This window comes from Sphingobium limneticum (assembly GCF_008710155.1).
GTDB lineage: Bacteria > Pseudomonadota > Alphaproteobacteria > Sphingomonadales > Sphingomonadaceae > Sphingobium > Sphingobium limneticum.
Window position 1 is genome coordinate 77540 of the sequence record NZ_VYPZ01000010.1, and the last position, 16031, is coordinate 93570.

Sequence of the window (16031 nt, forward strand, 5' to 3'; positions counted from 1 at the left end):
CGCCGTCATGCCGGACTTGATCCGGCATCCCGCTCGTTTCGGAAGTAGCGGGACCCCGGATCAAGTCCGGGGTGACGAACGACATTAGATTTTGAAGGACCGAACTTTGAGCGACGAAGACGATATCCAGGACGCCCTCGCGGATTTCGCGGAGGATGTGAGCAATGGCCAGTCATGGACCGCCGCGATCCGCATCCTGACCGAGGATTATGAGCTGGAAGAGGGCGAGTTGCAGGCCCGCGCCGCCAAGGATTTCGGCGACCTCGACGCCTATGAGGCGGAAAGCCGTGCGGCGCTGGAAGCGGGTGATGTCGCCTTCACCGAGAAGCTGCGCAAGGACAAGGCGTTCCACAAGGCCAAGGCACCCAATCTGGCGCGCATGGGGCCGGTCAGCGAATTCGTCGTCGCGCTGCTGGAAAAGGGCGCGCCGGAACCGGGTGCCGACTGGTGGCCCTATATGCCGATCAAGCGCCATATCGATACGCTGTTCCCCGCACCGGGCGATGTGCGCGACATGGCGTTCTGGACCGCGCGGACGCTCCAGCGCGCGCATGAGGGATAAGAGATGCTGACGATCGACAATCTGACCAACGAAATCGACGGCAAGGCGATCCTGAAGGGCCTGTCGCTCCAGATCAATGCGGGGGAAATCCACGCGATCATGGGGCCGAACGGCGCGGGCAAGTCCACGCTGGCCTATACGCTGGGCGGCCGTCCCAATTATGAAGTGACGGGCGGCACCGCGACGTTCGAAGAGCAGGATCTGTTCGAACTGGAGCCGCATGAGCGCGCTGCTGCCGGCCTGTTTCTCGGCTTTCAGTATCCGGTCGAGATTCCGGGCGTGTCGAACCTGCAATTCCTGCGCGAAAGCCTCAATTCGCAGCGCCGCGCACGGGGCGAAAAGGAATTGAACGGCGGCGAATTCATCCGTCTGGCCAAGGAAAAGGCGGGCCTGCTGGGCCTTGACATGGAGATGCTGAAGCGTCCGGTGAATGTCGGTTTTTCGGGCGGTGAGAAGAAGCGCGCCGAAATGGTGCAGATGGGCATCCTTGATCCCAAACTGGCGATCCTGGACGAGACCGATTCGGGCCTCGACATCGACGCTTTGAAGATCGTGGGCGCGGGGATCAACGCGATCATGCGCAAGCCCGACAAGGCCGTGCTGCTGATCACCCATTATCAGCGCCTGCTCGACTATGTGAAGCCGGACTTCGTCCATGTCCTGGCCGCCGGCCGGATCGTCAAGTCGGGTGGTCCCGAACTGGCGCTGGAACTGGAACGCGAAGGCTATGCCGAGGTGGTGGCATAATGCGCGCCGCAGGCATCCTCCTTTCTCTTCGCGTCTCCGCGTCTCCGCGTGAGAAGATTCTGTTCACGCGGAGACGCGGAGACGCGGAGGAGGCGTGCCTGTGACCGCTCTCGCTCTGCCTACGCGCCGACAGGAAGAATGGCGCTACAGCGATCTGGAGGCTGTCGCCTCCATCTGGCCCACACCCGCGCCTACGCGGATCGACGTGGCGGAAGGCGAAACGGCGCGCCATCATCTGTTGCAGGATGCGGCCGACGGACAGGTGGCGGTGCATGACTATGTCATCACTGTCGCGGACGGGGCGCGGTGTGATTTCCATGTGCTCAATGTCGGCGGGAAGCTGGGGCGCGTGACGTTCGACGTCACGATCGGCAGCAACGCGCATTTCGAACTCAATGGCGCGATCCTTGGCGGCGGCGACCAGACGCTGGAGATCATCACCAGCGTCACCCATGCCAAGCCGGATTCGACCAGCGGCCAGACGATCCGGTCGATCCTGGGCCAGCGCGCCACGGGCAGCTATCTGGGCAGCATCAACGTCGCGCGCGATGCGCAGCGCACCGATGCCTTCCAGTCGATCAAGGCGATGCTGCTGGACCGCACGGCGACGGCGAACGCCAAGCCGGAGCTGGAAATTTTCGCCGACGACGTGAAATGCGCCCATGGCGCGACGGTCGGCGAACTGGACAAGGCGGCGCTCTTCTACATGGCATCGCGCGGCATGGACCCGGCGACGGCCAAGACGTTGCTGCTGCGCTCCTTCGTCGCGGGTGTGTTCGACGATGTGGCGGACGAAGCGGTCAGGCAAGCGCTGGAAGCCGCCGCGATCGCCAAGCTGGAGGCGCTGGTATGACCGACCTCGCACAGGGTCTGCGCTTGCGGGATGATTTCCCCGGTGTGGGCGACTGGCATTATCTGGACAGTGCCGCCACCGCGCAGAAGCCCAATGCGGTGATCGATGCGATCGCGCGGGCCTATGGTCCCGATTATGCGACGGTGCATCGCGGTGTCTACGAACGCTCGGCCAATATGACGCTGGCCTATGAAGCGGCGCGGCGGAAGGTCGCCAGCTTCATCGGCGCGAAGTCGGACAGCGAGATCGTTTATGTTCGCGGCGCGACCGAGGGCATCAATCTGGTCGCCCAATGCTGGGCGGGCACGCAGTTGAAGGCGGGCGACCGCATCCTGCTGTCCACGCTGGAACATCATAGCAATATCGTGCCGTGGCAGATCGTGGCGGAGAAGGTCGGCGCTCATATCGACGTCGTGCCGCTCACCGACGATGGCCGGATCGATCTGGACGTGATGCGCGCGATGATCACGCCGCGCCATCGCATGGTCGCGCTGGCCCATGTGTCGAACGTGCTGGGCAGCGTACTGGATTGCCGCCGCGCCGCCGACATCGCCCATATGGTCGGGGCGAAGATCTTGATCGACGGGTGTCAGGCCGTGCCGCGCCTCGCCGTCGATGTGGCTGCGCTGGATTGCGATTTCTACGTCTTTTCCGCGCACAAGCTTTATGGCCCGACCGGCATTGGCGTGCTGTGGGGCCGTGCGGAACTGCTCGACGCCATGCCGCCCTATCAGGGTGGCGGGTCGATGATCGACAAGGTGACGTTCGAAAAGACGACCTACGCCCCCGCGCCGACGCGGTTCGAGGCGGGAACGCCGCATATCACCGGCGTCGTCGGCCTGTCTGCCGCGATCGACTATGTGCAGGGCATCGGGCTGGATGCGATCCATGCGCATGAATGTGCGCTGGTGGCCAAGGCCCGCACCGCGTTGGAGCAGATCAACAGCGTGCGCGTCTTCGGGCCGGACGACAGCGCGGGCATCCTCTCTTTTGAAGTGGAGGGGGTGCATCCGCACGATGTCGGCACCATATTGGATGAAACGGGCGTCGCGATCCGGGCCGGCCATCATTGCGCACAGCCGCTGATGCGCCATCTGGGCGTCGAGGCGACCGCACGGGCCAGCTTTGGCATCTATAGCGACGACAGCGATGTGGATGCGCTGGTCAAAGGCATCGAACGAGTGAGGAAGATCTTCGGATGAGCGAAGAGCGGAAGATTTTGGTCGAGGAAGTGGATGCTGTGAATGCACCACCCAAGGCACGCGTCGAGGAGACGCGCCAGCGCGACTATCTGGACGGGTTTCTGTCGCAGAAGCCGGTGGAGACGCCTGCGGGCGAGCCGGGCGGCGACCTGTATGATGGGATCATCGAGGCGCTCAAGGAAATTTATGACCCGGAAATTCCGGTGAATATCTATGATCTGGGCCTTATCTACGGCGTGGACGTAACGACGGACGGCCATGCCGTCGTCACGATGACGCTGACCACGCCGCATTGCCCGGTCGCCGAATCCATGCCGGGCGAAGTCGAACTGCGCGTTGGCGCGGTGCCGGGCGTGGGCGATGCGCAGGTCAATCTGGTCTGGGATCCGCCATGGGATCCGCAGAAGATGAGCGACGAAGCGAAGCTCGAACTGGGGATGCTGTAATGACCGACGTACAGACCAAGACCCGCGCCCGCCCCGCCGCCGTCCTGCTGACGCCGAGCGCCGAGCAGCGCATCGCCGACCTGATGGGCCAGGCGCCCGAAGGCACGATCGGCGTCAAGCTGTCCACCCCCAAGCGCGGCTGTTCGGGCCTGGCCTATTCGGTCGATTATGTGACGACGGAAGCCAAGTTCGACGAGAAGATCGAAACGCCGGGCGGCGTTCTCTATATCGACGGCGCATCGGTCCTCTATCTGATCGGATCGACGATGAACTGGGTGGAAGATGATTTCACCGCCGGCTTCGTCTTCAACAATCCCAATGCCAAGGGCAGCTGCGGCTGCGGCGAGAGCTTTACGGTTTAAGCGCTCTTTCTGCTCCGTTCGGTTCGAGCTTGTCGAGAACATCGCGCGGAGTTCTCGACAAGCTCGAACCGAACGGGAGGGGTATAATGGCATATATGCTGATCCTCGGCATGGGCTATACCGCCTCGCGTCTGGCCGCCCGTCTGCGCGGCGATGGATGGCAAGTCACCGGCGTTCGGCGCAGCGCCGATGTCGACAGCCTTGCCTTCGATGACGACAATGCCGTCCGCGCCGCCATCGCACGGGCGACCTATATCCTCTCCTCCGTCCCGCCAGAGGGCGATGCCGATCCGGTGCTGGCCCGCTATGGCGATGCCATTGCGGCCGCGCCCGCGATCTGGACAGGCTATCTCTCCTCTACCGGCGTCTATGGCGATGCGGCGGGGGCCTGGGTGGATGAAGCCAGCCCGGTCGGGCAGGGGCGCCGGACCGCGCGGGCGGCGGCGGACATGGCATGGGGGGCATTGCGCCCCGACATGCGCCGCTTTCGCCTGCCCGGCATCTATGGTCCCGGCCGCTCCGCGTTGGACCGGGTGCGGGAAGGGAAGGCGCATCGCATCGCCCTGCCCGATCAGGTGTTCAGCCGTGTCCATGTGGACGATATCGTCGCGGGCGTGATCGCGTCGTTCGACGGACCTGCGGGCGTCTATAATCTGGCCGACGACCTGCCCTGCGCGCAAAATGACGTGATAGAGGCCGCCTGCACGCTCCTGGGCCGGCCGATGCCACCGCTCCTGACGTTGGAGGAAGTGCAACTCTCACCCATGGCGCGGGCCTTTTATGCGGAAAATCGCCGGGTGGCCAATGGCCGGGCGAAGCGGCTGCTGGGCTGGTCGCCGTTCTATCCGACCTACAAGGAAGGGCTGCGTGCCTGCCTTTGAGGCGACCCGTCGCATGGTTTACGCCTTGTTAACCCAAGCGATCGACAAGCGGGGCAGCACTGCATAAAGGGACGCCCTCATGACCCGGATCGACCAGACTTTTTCCGAACTCAGCCAGCGGATGCGCGATATGTCGGTGCCCGGCCGTTCTGGCGCGGCGGTGCCGTCGATCGCCAGCCTGCTGGACAAGGTCAACGCCGCGAAGCTGCGCTATCAGCGGGGCGCGCGTTAAGCCGCCTTCGATCGCAGCGCGATGGCCATGCCGGCGATCGCCAGCAGCGCCCCCAGGATCGCCAGCGCGCTCCAGCGATAGCCCTCCGCGAGCGTCGAGATCAGCATCGCGATGACCGGGATGAGGACGCTGGTATAGGCCGCCCGGCCCGCACCCATGCGCTGAATCAGGGTGAAATAAAGCGGGAAGGTCACGACCGACCCGGCCAGGCCCAGCCAGCCGACGCCCAATATATAGCCCGGCCGCATGTCGAAGGTCGGCGGGCCGATCTTCGCCCAGGCATAGAGCGCATCCACCCCCGCGCCGATCAGCATGGCCCAGGCCAGCACCGCCACCATCGGCAGGCGGCGGGCGATCTCCATCCCCTGCATCACATTGGCGGCCGACGCGCTGATCAGGCCGGCGAAAGCAAAGCCCGCGCCCAGCAGCACCATGTCGGGATTGACCCCTCCGGCTTCCGACAGCGCGGCATGATATTCGTGCAGCAGCATCAGGACGATGCCCGTCACCGCCACCACCGATCCACCGATGAAGGTGCGGCTGACCGGTTGGCGGAAAATGAGGAAGGACAGGATCGAATTGGGGATGAGCAGCATCGCGTAGACGACCGCGACCAGCCCCGACGTCAGATAATGTTCGGCGCGATAGACGAAGTTGAAATTCAGCACGAACTGCGCGACGCCCAGCAGCGCGGCGTAGAGCAGGCCGCTGCGCCCGATGGCGAGCGACACGCCGCGCCACCGGGCAAAGGCGGCCATGGCGACGCCCGCCAGCGCGAACCGATAGCAGACCGACCAGCTGGCCGGCACCGATCCGATCTGGTCGCGAATGACGATCCAGGTGGAACTCCAGATCAGGACGACCAGAATGAAGGGGATGATGATCCCCCCCTTGGCCCCGTCATTCACGGTCAAGCGCCCGTAGCGCATCCGCCAGCGGTGCGACGCTTTGCGCATCCTGCGACCAGTTGGTGACGAGCCGCGCCGCGCCTTCGCCCCAGTCGTAGAAATCGAAACCCTGCGCGCGCAGGCGGGCGGCTTCGTCGGCGTTGAGGCGGATGAACAATTCGTTCGCCTGGACCGGGTGCATCAGTCGTCCGGAGGCGCCCTGTGCCAGTGCCTGTGCCGCACCGTTCGCGGCGCGGGCGTTGGCCAGCCACAGATCGTCCTCGATCATCGCCAATATCTGCGCGGCGAGATAGCGCCCCTTGGAGAAGAGATGGCCCGAGCGCTTGCGCCAGCGCTTGGCTTCCGCTGCGCGCGCAGGCGCTGCCTCGCCGAAGAAGAGCAGGGCTTCCCCCACCATGCCGCCATTTTTGACGCAGCCGAAGGAGAGGGCGTCCACGCCCGCGCGCCAGGTGACGTCGGCGGGCGCGCAGCCCAGATGCGCGACGGCATTGGCGAAGCGAGCGCCGTCCATGTGGAAGCCAAGGCCGTTGGCTTTGGCGACATCGCCCAGTGCGGCGACCTCGTCCGGGCTGTAGGCCAGCCCATATTCGGTCGCGTTGGTGATGCTGATGGCGCGCGCCGGCACCTGATGCACGTCGGGGCGGATCGTCTTCAGCCGGTCGGTCACGGCGCTCGGCGTCAGCTTCGCGCCGTCGCCGGGCAGCGGCATCAAGGTCGCGCCATGGGTGAAGAAGCCCGGTGCGCCGCATTCGTCGACCGCGATATGCGCTTCCTCATGGCAGATCACGCCGCCATAGGGCGGGCAGAGGGTCGCCAGCGCGATGCAATTGGCCGCCGTGCCGGTCGATACCCACAGCGCGCTGACCGGCGTGTCGAACAGGTCGGAAAAGGCGCCGTCCAGTCGCGCGCTCCAGCCATCGCCATCATAGCCATGATCGGCCCGGTCGGCGCCGGCGATGGCGGCCATGATCTGCGGGGCGAGTGGCGTGGCGTTGTCGGAGAAAAAATGCATGGCGCAGCGATAACCGGACGACGGCCGGGCGGGAAGAGGCCAGCGATGGCCAGCTGGCCTTTTTCCGATCATGGAATATGTCAGTATATATGACACATTGTTTCGCTGGCCGCTCTGTGACATAGGCGGCCTCGTCCGAGCCAGAACAAGGAGACTCACCATGGCCGCCGAGCAGACGTCGCGTTTCACCGTCACCCGCAACAGCCAGGCTGTGCCGGCGGACAAGCGCGCTGTATTGCTCGAAGATCCGGGCTTTGGTCGGCTATTCACCGACCATATGGTGACGATCCGCTATACCGAGGGTCAGGGCTGGCACAGCCACAAGGTGGAGGCGCGTGCGCCCTTCATGCTCGATCCCGCCTGCGCCGTGCTGCATTATGCGCAGGAAATCTTCGAAGGGATGAAGGCCTATCGGTTGGAGGATGGCAGCGTCGCCATGTTCCGTCCGGAAGAAAATGCCCGTCGCTTCGCCGAATCGGCCGAGCGGATGGCGATGCCCGCCATTCCGCAGGATCTGTTCCTGGAAGCGGTCGAGGAACTGGTGAAGATCGACGCCGACTGGATTCCGACCGGTGAAGGCAGCCTGTATCTGCGCCCCTTCCTGTTCGCGAGCGAAGCATTCCTGGGCGTGCGCCCGTCGAACGAATATATTTTCTGCGTCATCGCTTCGCCCGCCGGCGCCTATTTCAAGGGTGGCAAGAAGGCCGTGACCCTGTGGGTGTCGGAACATTATACCCGCGCCGCACGCGGCGGTACTGGTGCGGCCAAGTGCGGCGGCAATTATGCCGCGTCGCTGGTCGCTCAGAAGGAAGCGATCGGCCATGGCTGCGACCAAGTCGTCTTCCTGGACGCCGCCGAAAATAAGTGGGTCGAGGAACTGGGCGGCATGAACGTCTTCTTCGTGATGGACGACGGGTCGATCGTCACGCCGCCGCTGACCGGCACGATCCTGCCCGGTATCACGCGCAATTCGATCATCTCGCTGGCCCGCGCCAAGGGGCATGAGGTGCGCGAAGAGCCCTACAGCTTCGCCCAGTGGCGCGCGGATGCGGCCAGCGGCAAGCTGCGCGAGGCCTTCGCCTGCGGCACGGCGGCGGTCGTCACCGCGATCGGCACGGTCAAGAGCAGCACGGGCGATTTCACCGTCGGCAATGGCGATGGCGGGCTGGTGACGGAAACGCTGCGCGCCGAACTGACCGGCATCCAGCGCGGCGTGGTCGCCGACCCGGCCGATTGGGTGCGCACGCTTTAATCCAAACGGCAAACTCAGCTCCGTTCGCCCTGAGCTTGTCGAAGGGCCTCTCCTTTCCGTCATGAGAAAGAAAGGGGCTTCGACAGGCTCAGCCCGAACGGAATTAGGGTTTAGCCATACTTCCCAATCCCTTCCCAAGCGCCTAGATACAGTATCATGGAACGCTTCGACGTCGTGATTTTGGGGGGTGGGCTTGTGGGCCTTACCCTGGGCATCGCTCTTTCGGGCCATGGCGTGAAGACCGCCGTGATCGACCCGGCCGACCCGGTGGGTGTAACCGCCGCCGGGTTCGACGGTCGCGTGTCGGCGATCAGCTCCACCAGCTATGCCATGATGAACGCCATTGGCGTGGGCAGGCATCTGGAGGGCAAGGGCTGTCCGATCGACCGGATCTGGGTCAGCGACGGGCTGGAGCCGGGGGCGCTGGATTTCGCGCCGGATGCCGATGACGGCGTGATGGGGACGATGGTCCCCAACCGCGACCTGCGCGTCGCGCTGGCAAAGACGGCGGACGAAGCGGCGAACCTCACCCGTTACCAGCCCGATCTGGCGACCCATGTGGATCGCAATGCCGATGGCGTCACGCTGACGCTGGCGAGCGGCGTCACCATCCAGGGCGCGTTGCTGGTGGCAGCGGAGGGGCGTAACAGCCCCACGCGCGATGCGGCGGGGATCAACACCACCCGCTGGCAATATAAGCATAGCGCCATGGTCACCGCGATCGATCATGAGGTGCCGCACGCCAACACGGCGTACGAGATTTTCTATGTCGGCGGCCCCTTCGCGCTGTTGCCGATGCTGCCGGGTACCCGGTCCGCCGTGGTGTGGACGGTGCCGACGGAGCAGGCGCCGGCGATGATGAAACTGTCCGAACGCGCCTGGCTCGCCGAAGCGCAGAAGCGGATCGGTGGCTTTCTGGGCGAGATCAAGCTGGCGGGTCCGCGCTCCTCCTACCCCCTAGGCTTCCATCATGCGGCGCGGATCACCGACACGCGGCTCGCGCTGGTGGGCGACAGCGCGCACGCCATCCACCCGATCGCCGGGCAGGGGGTGAATCTCGGCTTCCGCGACGTCGCTGCGCTGGTGGAAGTGCTGGTGGACGGCATGCGCCTTGGCCTCGATCCGGGCGATGCGCAGTTGCTGGCGCGTTATCAGCGCTGGCGCGGGCTGGATTCGATGATGACCAGCGTGGCGATGGACGGGCTGGTGCGCCTGTTCGACGTACCGGGCAAGATCCCGTCGCTGGTGCGCCGCGCGGGGCTGGCGGCAGTGCAGCGCAGCGGAGCGCTCAAGGGGCGCTTCATAGCCGAAGCACGCGGGCAGTCGGGCGCGCTGCCGAAATTGCTGTCGGGTGAGTTGGTTTAGGGCTCAAACGCAGCCGCTGTGCGGAGCGCTTGCTTTTCAACCCTGTAATGAATCAAGCTTCTTCTTGCGGCGATTTTGCCGCGTATCAAAGAAGGAGAACACATGACATTTGCAAATGTGTGCATCGCCCTCGGGGTGATGATCGCTTTCGCGACCTTGGTCCTCAAGATCGTGGAGGTTTCGCGCTCTAAGTAAGATGTGCAACGGACAAGGGGCGGGCGGCAACCCGTCCCTTGGACGAGTGAACCCCCGCCACGGCAATGACGGGGGTTCTGTATCAAGGGATAGCCCATGACATTTGCACGTTCGATATAGCGCACAATCGTCAAAATTTCAACTCACAGCATCCGCCGCAACACATCGTCCTTCAGCGCGAAATGATGGCGCAGCGCGGCGCCGATGTGCAGGATGATCAGCACGACCCAGAGCCAGGGCAGCAGTTCGTGCGCGCCGCGCGACAGGCCGACGATCGCGTCTTCCTTGCCCACCGCGAATTTGGGGACGTCGAACAGGAAGAACCAGTTCAAGGGCCGTGTCCCCGCCGACGACATGATCCAGCCGGACAGCGGCAGGATCAGCATCAGCGCATAGAAGACGAGGTGGGTCGCATGCGCCGCACCCTTTTCCCATGCGGGCATGGCGGTGGGCAGCGGCGGGGCCGGGTGGGTCAGTCGCCAGACGATCCGCACCAGCGTCAGCGCCAGCACGGTCAGGCCGATCGACTTGTGGACCGGCATCACCGCCCAGTCCTTGGGCAGGGCGTCATGGGCGAAGCCGAAGAAGAGGTTCCCCAAAATCAGGATCGCGATGATCCAGTGCAGGGCACGGGCGACGGTCGTGTAACGGGCCATGGGTTCTCCTTTTCGGATATGTCCCTTGAGATAGCCATGACCGTCCTACCCGACGACCATGGCCCTATGTCCAAGGGGATCGCGCTGCGGTGCGATCCCCTTGGATCTACTTTTGCCGGTTGGCGACCAGATTATCCACTACCGAAGGGTCAGCCAATGTGCTGGTGTCGCCCAGCGCCTGTGCCGATACGTCGCCCTCGGCGATCTTGCGCAGGATGCGGCGCATGATCTTGCCCGACCGCGTCTTGGGCAGGCCGGGCGCGAACTGGATGACGTCGGGCGTGGCGATCGGGCCGATTTCGGTCCGCACCCATTTCACCAGCGTTGCGCGCAGATCGTCGGTCGCCTCCTGACCGCTGTTGAGCGTCACATAGGCGTAGATGCCCTGGCCCTTGATATCGTGCGGGAAGCCGACGACCGCTGCCTCCGCCACGCTCTCGTGCAGCACCAGCGCGCTTTCGACCTCCGCCGTGCCCATGCGATGGCCCGACACGTTGATGACGTCGTCCACCCGCCCGGTGATCCAATAATAGCCGTCCGCGTCGCGCCGCGCGCCGTCGCCGGTGGTATATTTGCCGGGGAAGGTGGTGAAATAGGTCTGGAAGAAGCGGTCATGATCGCCCCAGACGGTGCGCATCTGCCCCGGCCAGCTTTGCGCGATGACGAGGTTGCCCTCGGTCGCGCCGTCCAGCACCTGGCCTTCGCCATCGACGATCTGCGGCACGACGCCCGGCATGGGGAAGGTGGCGGAACCGGGCTTGAGGTCCGTGGCGCCGGGCGTCGGCGCGATCATCGCGCCGCCCGTCTCCGTCTGCCACCAGGTGTCGATGATCGGGCAGCGGCCTTCGCCGACCACGCCATGATACCAGCGCCAGGCCTCCGGGTTGATCGGCTCGCCCACAGTGCCGAGCAGGCGCAGCGATGCGCGGCTGGTGCGGGTGACGAAGTCGTCGCCCTCCTTCATCAACGCGCGCAGCGCCGTCGGCGCGGTGAAGAGGGTCCGGACCTGATGCCGGTCGACTACGTCCCAGATGCGGCTGGCGGTCGGGTAATTGGGGACGCCTTCATACATCAAAGTCGTCGCGCCGTTCGCCAGCGGGCCATAGACGATATAGCTGTGGCCCGTGACCCAGCCGATATCGGCCGCGCACCAATAGATGTCGCCGGGCCGACAATCGAAGCAGAGTTCGTGCGTCAGCGCCGCCCAGAGGAGATAGCCGCCGGTCGTGTGCAGCACCCCCTTGGGCTTGCCCGTCGAGCCGGAGGTGTAGAGGATGAAGAGCGGGTCTTCGGCGTTCATCGGTTCGGGCGGGCAATCGGCCGATACCTTCGCCGCTTCCTCATGCAGCCACAGGTCGCGACCGTCCTGCATCATGACTGCGCCGCCGGTGGCCTTGACCACGACGACTTTCTTCACGCTGGGGCAATGGGCAAGGGCCGCGTCGACATTGACCTTGAGCGGCACCGCCTTGCCGCCGCGGCGCCCTTCGTCGGCGGTGATGACGATGTTGGAATCGCAATCCTGAATGCGGCCGGCGAGCGCGTCGGGCGAAAAGCCGCCGAACACGACGCTGTGGACCGCGCCGATCCGCGCGCAGGCGAGCAGGGCGAAGGCGGCCTCCGGGATCATCGGCATGTAGACGGTGATGCGGTCGCCTTTCTTCGTGCCGGCGGCCTTCAGCACATTGGCGAAGCGGCTGACTTCCGCATGCAATTGCGCATAGCTGTACCGGCGCGGCTGTGCATCGGGCGAATCGGGTTCCCACAGGATCGCGGTCTGGTCCGCCCGCTGCGCCAGATGCCGGTCGACGCAATTGACGCTGACGTTCAGCACGCCGTCGGCAAACCATTTCACGCCGAAATCCGCTTCGGCAAAGCTGCTTTCGTTGGTCAGGGTCGGCGGTGTGATCCAGTCCAGCCGCTGCGCCCGTTCCAGCCAATAGTCATGCGGCGTTTCGATCGAGCGCGCATAATCGGCGTCGCGCGCCGCCCGGTCCATCAGCGATCCCGTGGTCCATTCCTCCGGCACGGGGAAGAAATCGTCAGACATCGGGCATCCTTTCCATCACGAAATCATTATTGGCCTCTCTTCTATCGCCCGATGCGGGGGACCGGAAGGCCGGACCATGCCGTTTCTTGCCCTCCTTTTGGCCAATATCGCCGTATCGAATGAATATCGTGGCGACATTTTGCCGCTTTCCCCAGGGCGCGCCCGCGCCTAACAGATATCACTTATGTGGTTGCTTTATCAATTTCCGCTCTGCCCCTTTTCCCGCAAGGTCCGGCTCCTCTTGGGTGAGAAGGGGATCGGCTATGATCTGGTGCGTGAATCGCCCTGGGCGATGCGCGACGAATTTCTGGATCTGAATCCGGCCGGCACCACGCCGGTCATGGCGGACGCGGAAAAGGGCGTGACACTGATCGACAGCCAGGCGATCTGCGAATATTTCGAGGAGACGGTGGAGAAATTCGCGCTGATCTCCGGCACCGCCGCCGGGCGGGCCGAAGTGCGGCGGCTGACCGCCTTTTTCGATCAGAATTTCTACGGCGACGTGGTCGGTCCGCTGCTGCACGAGCGGATGAAGAAGCGTTTGGTCGAGCGGGCATCGCCCGACGCCCGCGTGCTGCGCGAGGCGATGAAGCGCGCCAATGTCCATATGGACTATATGGACTATCTGCTCGACCATCGCAGCTGGATGGCGGGCGCGACGCTGAGCCTGGCCGATATCGCAGCGGCGGCGCATCTGTCGGTGGCGGATTATCTGGGCGGGATCGACTGGGCGGGCCATGAACCGGTGAAGCGCTGGTATGCGGGCTTCAAATCGCGTCCGTCCTTCCGGCCCTTATTGTCGGAGCGGATGGAGGTCATCACCCCGCCGGCCCATTATGAAAAGCCGGATTTCTGAAGGCGGTGTAAGTGACGTGCGGAAGGCTTGAGATGATGAGCCCCGCCTGACTTATTCCTGTTCCCCGGTGCAGGCCGGGGTCCAGTTCCGCCGCTTCGACTGGACCCCGGCCTGCGCCGGGGAACGGCCTCTGTAAATCAATCCGTTTCGGCCGCCAGGTAGACGCGGTTGCGGCCATGTTCCTTGGCGAGATACAGTGCGCGGTCGGCGGCCTTGAGCGCGCCGCGCGGATCGTCATAGGCCAGCACATTGGCGACGCCGGCGGAAAAGCTGACCCGGTCCATCCGCTCGCCATTGGTGCGGTTGACGAGGCTGCGATTGGCCAGATCCTCGCGCACGCTGTCCACCGCTTCGCAGGCTTCCGCGGCGGTCTTGCCGCGGAACAGCATCACGAATTCCTCGCCGCCATGCCGCGCTACATGGCAGCGGTCGTTGGAGGCCTTGGCCAACAGCCCGGCGACGAATTTCAGCACCCGATCGCCGGTGTCATGGCCATGGGTGTCGTTGATATGTTTGAAATGGTCGATGTCGCAAAAGGCGACCGACAGGGTTTCGCCATTGCCCTGCGCCTGTTCCATTTCCTCGCGCAGCACGCTTTCGAAGGCGCGGCGATTGGGCAGGCCGGTCAGATGGTCGTGCTCGGCGGCGCGACGGGCATTTTCCAGGCTCGACTTGAGCGCCTGGGTCTGCTTCTGATTTTCGCGCAGCTGGCTTTCGACCTGGCGGGTCTTTTCCACCATGGAGCGCGTCAGGCCGACCAGACGGGCGAGCACCGGCTCATTGTCGCGCCCTTCGCCCAGATCCTTGGCCTGTTCCTGCAGGGCCGCGCCATAATCCTTCGCGCTGTTGCGCGATTCGTGCATCAGGCCGGTGAACTGGGTGAGATTTTCCTCCACCTTGTCCAGCATGGAGGCCAGCGATTCGGGCGTCACCTCGTCGGCGCGCTGTTCCGCCGCGATCGTCTCGATCCAGCCGTTGGTGATCTTGCCGCGCTCCATCATCACGGCCTTGATCGCCTTTTCGACGCCGATATTCGCGCCGGTCAGATAGTCCAGCGCGACGCTGAAATTGATGGGCGTCAGGTCGAGATCATGGGCGAAGAGAAAATCGCCGATGTCGCTGTAAAGCTGTTTGCGGCGGTTGATCTCGCGATTGAGTGCGGTGCCGCTGCGCGGGCGCTGTTCATCCTCTTCGACGCTATCCTCCTCGGATTTGCCGGAAAACCCCCTAGCCCAGCGTGCCAGACGGTCGGTCAGCCCATGTTGCGGGCTCGCGGAAGATGGTTGTGCCCCGTTCATGCTCTCCATAACGGATGGCGCGAAACAAGGTTAAGGGATCGGCAGCGAAATAATCGGAGTCAGAGCCGGAATGCGCCGGATGGCGCATTCTCAAACAGACGCTCAGATATCCGCGCTGACCAGCCAGTCGCGGAAGATGCGCACGGCGCGGGTCTGGAGCGCGCGCGGGCGGCAGACGAAGAAGTAGCGATAGGGGCTGTCGACATGGATCGGGAACAGCCGCACCAGCCGCGGATCGTGCGACTGTTCATAATGGCTGGCGTGCATCACGGCGACGCCCAGCCCCTGCGCGGCGGCTTCCAGCATCAACTGGCCCGAATCATAATTGTCCACGGCCAATGGTTGCAGGTCGGGCAGGCCGGCCGCTTCCTTCCACGCGTCGAAGGACAATGCCATGTCGCGATGGAGCAGCACGGTCTGCTGCGCCAGTTCTTCGGGTGAGGTCAGGGCCTGCGGCCCCTCCAGCAACTCGCGCCGGCCGATGAGATAGACCTGCTCATGGTCCAGCTCATGGGCGTAAAGGGCGGAATCGATATCCTTGGCCATCAGCACGATCGCCGCGTCCAGCCCTTCGCCTAGCCGCGCGACGGCGTGGGGGGTGGTTTCGATGTCGATATGCAGCTGGGGATGCTGTTTGCGCAGGTTGCCTAGATGCGGGAAGAGGCGCTGCGTCGCGAACAGCGGCATCACCGCCAGGCGCAGGCGCAGCTGATTGCCGCCGCTCTGGATATTTTCCAGCGCCTGGCTGAGCGAATCCAGCGCAGGCGCGATATCGTCCAGCAGCCTTTGCCCTTCGGCATTGATTTCCAGCGCCTGATGCTTGCGGTCGAACAGGGGGCGGCCGATGAAGCGCTCCAGCGCCTGCACGCGGCGGCTGAGCGCCGGAGTCGACAGGGCGAGTTCCTCCGCCGCCGCCTTGACGGATCCCAGGCGGGCAACCTGAACAAAGGCCTCCAGGGCCGTAAGGGGCGGCAATCTGCGCATATCTCGTCAATGTTTAGGCCGGTGCGCTGCGCCGCGTCATGGCTTATTGTCGTGCGCCGCGCGAACCGGGGTTCAAGCATCCTCTCCCTACTGAGCAGGAAATTGGACCAAATGGCAAGATGCAAATTTTGCAACCTGACGATTCTTTTCGCACTTGCAATATATCATGC

General features: G+C 64.3%; 17 protein-coding genes. 11 read left to right on the top strand and 6 right to left on the bottom strand.

The annotated features are described in order from the left end of the window. Nucleotides 1-106 precede the first annotated feature (106 nt). The 8 genes from F4U94_RS13800 (at nucleotide 107) to F4U94_RS24370 (ending at nucleotide 5285) form a co-directional block, all read left to right on the top strand. Nucleotides 107-562 (top strand): hypothetical protein, encoded by a 456-nt coding sequence (locus F4U94_RS13800; protein WP_120251061.1) that lies wholly within the window; start codon nucleotides 107-109, stop codon nucleotides 560-562. Between the two features lie 3 nt (nucleotides 563-565). Further along, nucleotides 566-1309: a Fe-S cluster assembly ATPase SufC gene (sufC, locus tag F4U94_RS13805; RefSeq protein ID WP_120251060.1), complete on the top strand. Its 744-nt coding sequence runs from the start codon at nucleotides 566-568 to the stop codon at nucleotides 1307-1309. Nucleotides 1310-1409: 100 nt separating this feature from the next. Continuing rightward, nucleotides 1410-2162: a SufD family Fe-S cluster assembly protein gene (locus F4U94_RS13810; RefSeq protein WP_120252205.1), complete on the top strand. Its 753-nt coding sequence runs from the start codon at nucleotides 1410-1412 to the stop codon at nucleotides 2160-2162. Then, nucleotides 2159-3364 (top strand): aminotransferase class V-fold PLP-dependent enzyme, encoded by a 1206-nt coding sequence (locus F4U94_RS13815; RefSeq protein ID WP_120251059.1) that lies wholly within the window; start codon nucleotides 2159-2161, stop codon nucleotides 3362-3364. Before F4U94_RS13810 ends, F4U94_RS13815 begins: the two co-directional genes overlap by 4 nt. Then, complete coding sequence (locus tag F4U94_RS13820) at nucleotides 3361-3810, top strand: SUF system Fe-S cluster assembly protein (RefSeq protein WP_120251058.1); 450 nt, start codon at nucleotides 3361-3363, stop codon at nucleotides 3808-3810. Before F4U94_RS13815 ends, F4U94_RS13820 begins: the two co-directional genes overlap by 4 nt. Next, nucleotides 3810-4172 carry a HesB/IscA family protein gene (locus F4U94_RS13825; RefSeq protein WP_120251057.1) on the top strand — a complete coding sequence of 121 codons (363 nt, stop codon included), beginning with the start codon at nucleotides 3810-3812 and terminating at the stop codon, nucleotides 4170-4172. The genes F4U94_RS13820 and F4U94_RS13825 overlap by 1 nt, the downstream gene beginning before the upstream one ends. Before the next feature lie 86 nt (nucleotides 4173-4258). Beyond that, complete coding sequence (locus F4U94_RS13830) at nucleotides 4259-5053, top strand: Rossmann-fold NAD(P)-binding domain-containing protein (protein WP_120251056.1); 795 nt, start codon at nucleotides 4259-4261, stop codon at nucleotides 5051-5053. A 79-nt stretch (nucleotides 5054-5132) separates the two neighbouring features. Then, entirely contained in the window at nucleotides 5133-5285 is a 153-nt protein-coding gene (locus F4U94_RS24370; protein WP_170271939.1) for a hypothetical protein, read from the top strand. On the opposite strand, the gene F4U94_RS13835 is transcribed toward F4U94_RS24370, so the two are convergent. Further along, a complete protein-coding gene (locus F4U94_RS13835) occupies nucleotides 5282-6199 on the bottom strand; it encodes a DMT family transporter (RefSeq protein WP_249042049.1) in 918 nt (305 codons plus the stop codon). The genes F4U94_RS24370 and F4U94_RS13835 overlap by 4 nt on opposite strands. Next, a complete protein-coding gene (locus tag F4U94_RS13840) occupies nucleotides 6186-7205 on the bottom strand; it encodes a threonine aldolase family protein (protein ID WP_120251054.1) in 1020 nt (339 codons plus the stop codon). The genes F4U94_RS13835 and F4U94_RS13840 overlap by 14 nt, the downstream gene beginning before the upstream one ends. Nucleotides 7206-7365: 160 nt before the next feature. Between F4U94_RS13840 and F4U94_RS13845 the strand changes: the two genes are divergently transcribed. Both F4U94_RS13845 and F4U94_RS13850 read left to right on the top strand, forming a co-directional pair. Next, complete coding sequence (locus F4U94_RS13845) at nucleotides 7366-8457, top strand: branched-chain amino acid aminotransferase (RefSeq protein WP_120251053.1); 1092 nt, start codon at nucleotides 7366-7368, stop codon at nucleotides 8455-8457. Nucleotides 8458-8613: 156 nt separating this feature from the next. After that, nucleotides 8614-9822: a UbiH/UbiF/VisC/COQ6 family ubiquinone biosynthesis hydroxylase gene (locus tag F4U94_RS13850; protein WP_120251052.1), complete on the top strand. Its 1209-nt coding sequence runs from the start codon at nucleotides 8614-8616 to the stop codon at nucleotides 9820-9822. 338 nt (nucleotides 9823-10160) lie between these two features. Here the strand turns inward: F4U94_RS13850 and F4U94_RS13855 are convergent, their stop codons facing one another. Further along, nucleotides 10161-10673: a cytochrome b gene (locus tag F4U94_RS13855; protein WP_120251051.1), complete on the bottom strand. Its 513-nt coding sequence runs from the start codon at nucleotides 10671-10673 to the stop codon at nucleotides 10161-10163. Nucleotides 10674-10779: 106 nt separating this feature from the next. Next, nucleotides 10780-12723, bottom strand: a complete 1944-nt coding sequence (gene acs, locus F4U94_RS13860) for an acetate--CoA ligase (protein WP_120251050.1) — start codon at nucleotides 12721-12723, stop codon at nucleotides 10780-10782. Between the two features lie 184 nt (nucleotides 12724-12907). On the opposite strand from acs, the gene F4U94_RS13865 reads away from it, so the two are divergent. After that, complete coding sequence (locus F4U94_RS13865; RefSeq protein WP_120251049.1) at nucleotides 12908-13579, top strand: glutathione S-transferase family protein; 672 nt, start codon at nucleotides 12908-12910, stop codon at nucleotides 13577-13579. 137 nt (nucleotides 13580-13716) lie between these two features. On the opposite strand, the gene F4U94_RS13870 is transcribed toward F4U94_RS13865, so the two are convergent. Together F4U94_RS13870 and F4U94_RS13875 are read right to left on the bottom strand one after the other, a co-directional pair. Continuing rightward, on the bottom strand, nucleotides 13717-14877 hold the full coding sequence (locus F4U94_RS13870) for a GGDEF domain-containing protein (RefSeq protein WP_120252204.1): 1161 nt from the start codon (nucleotides 14875-14877) through the stop codon (nucleotides 13717-13719). 102 nt (nucleotides 14878-14979) lie between these two features. Next, nucleotides 14980-15861, bottom strand: coding sequence for a LysR substrate-binding domain-containing protein (locus tag F4U94_RS13875; RefSeq protein ID WP_120251048.1), 882 nt, complete (start codon nucleotides 15859-15861; stop codon nucleotides 14980-14982). Nucleotides 15862-16031 lie beyond the last annotated feature (170 nt).

Bases quoted from the DNA above. Each gene is read 5' to 3' on its own strand.
- F4U94_RS13875 (WP_120251048.1), bottom strand. From the start codon at position 15,861: ATGCGCAGATTGCCGCCCCTTACGGCCCTGGAGGCCTTTGTTCAGGTT.
- F4U94_RS13830 (WP_120251056.1), top strand. From the start codon at position 4,259: ATGGCATATATGCTGATCCTCGGCATGGGCTATACCGCCTCGCGTCTG.
- F4U94_RS13825 (WP_120251057.1), top strand. From the start codon at position 3,810: ATGACCGACGTACAGACCAAGACCCGCGCCCGCCCCGCCGCCGTCCTG.
- F4U94_RS13815 (WP_120251059.1), top strand. From the start codon at position 2,159: ATGACCGACCTCGCACAGGGTCTGCGCTTGCGGGATGATTTCCCCGGT.
- F4U94_RS13850 (WP_120251052.1), top strand. From the start codon at position 8,614: ATGGAACGCTTCGACGTCGTGATTTTGGGGGGTGGGCTTGTGGGCCTT.
- F4U94_RS24370 (WP_170271939.1), top strand. From the start codon at position 5,133: ATGACCCGGATCGACCAGACTTTTTCCGAACTCAGCCAGCGGATGCGC.
- F4U94_RS13820 (WP_120251058.1), top strand. From the start codon at position 3,361: ATGAGCGAAGAGCGGAAGATTTTGGTCGAGGAAGTGGATGCTGTGAAT.
- F4U94_RS13865 (WP_120251049.1), top strand. From the start codon at position 12,908: ATGTGGTTGCTTTATCAATTTCCGCTCTGCCCCTTTTCCCGCAAGGTC.
- sufC (WP_120251060.1), top strand. From the start codon at position 566: ATGCTGACGATCGACAATCTGACCAACGAAATCGACGGCAAGGCGATC.
- acs (WP_120251050.1), bottom strand. From the start codon at position 12,723: ATGTCTGACGATTTCTTCCCCGTGCCGGAGGAATGGACCACGGGATCG.
- F4U94_RS13855 (WP_120251051.1), bottom strand. From the start codon at position 10,673: ATGGCCCGTTACACGACCGTCGCCCGTGCCCTGCACTGGATCATCGCG.
- F4U94_RS13840 (WP_120251054.1), bottom strand. From the start codon at position 7,205: ATGCATTTTTTCTCCGACAACGCCACGCCACTCGCCCCGCAGATCATG.
- F4U94_RS13845 (WP_120251053.1), top strand. From the start codon at position 7,366: ATGGCCGCCGAGCAGACGTCGCGTTTCACCGTCACCCGCAACAGCCAG.
- F4U94_RS13870 (WP_120252204.1), bottom strand. From the start codon at position 14,877: ATGAACGGGGCACAACCATCTTCCGCGAGCCCGCAACATGGGCTGACC.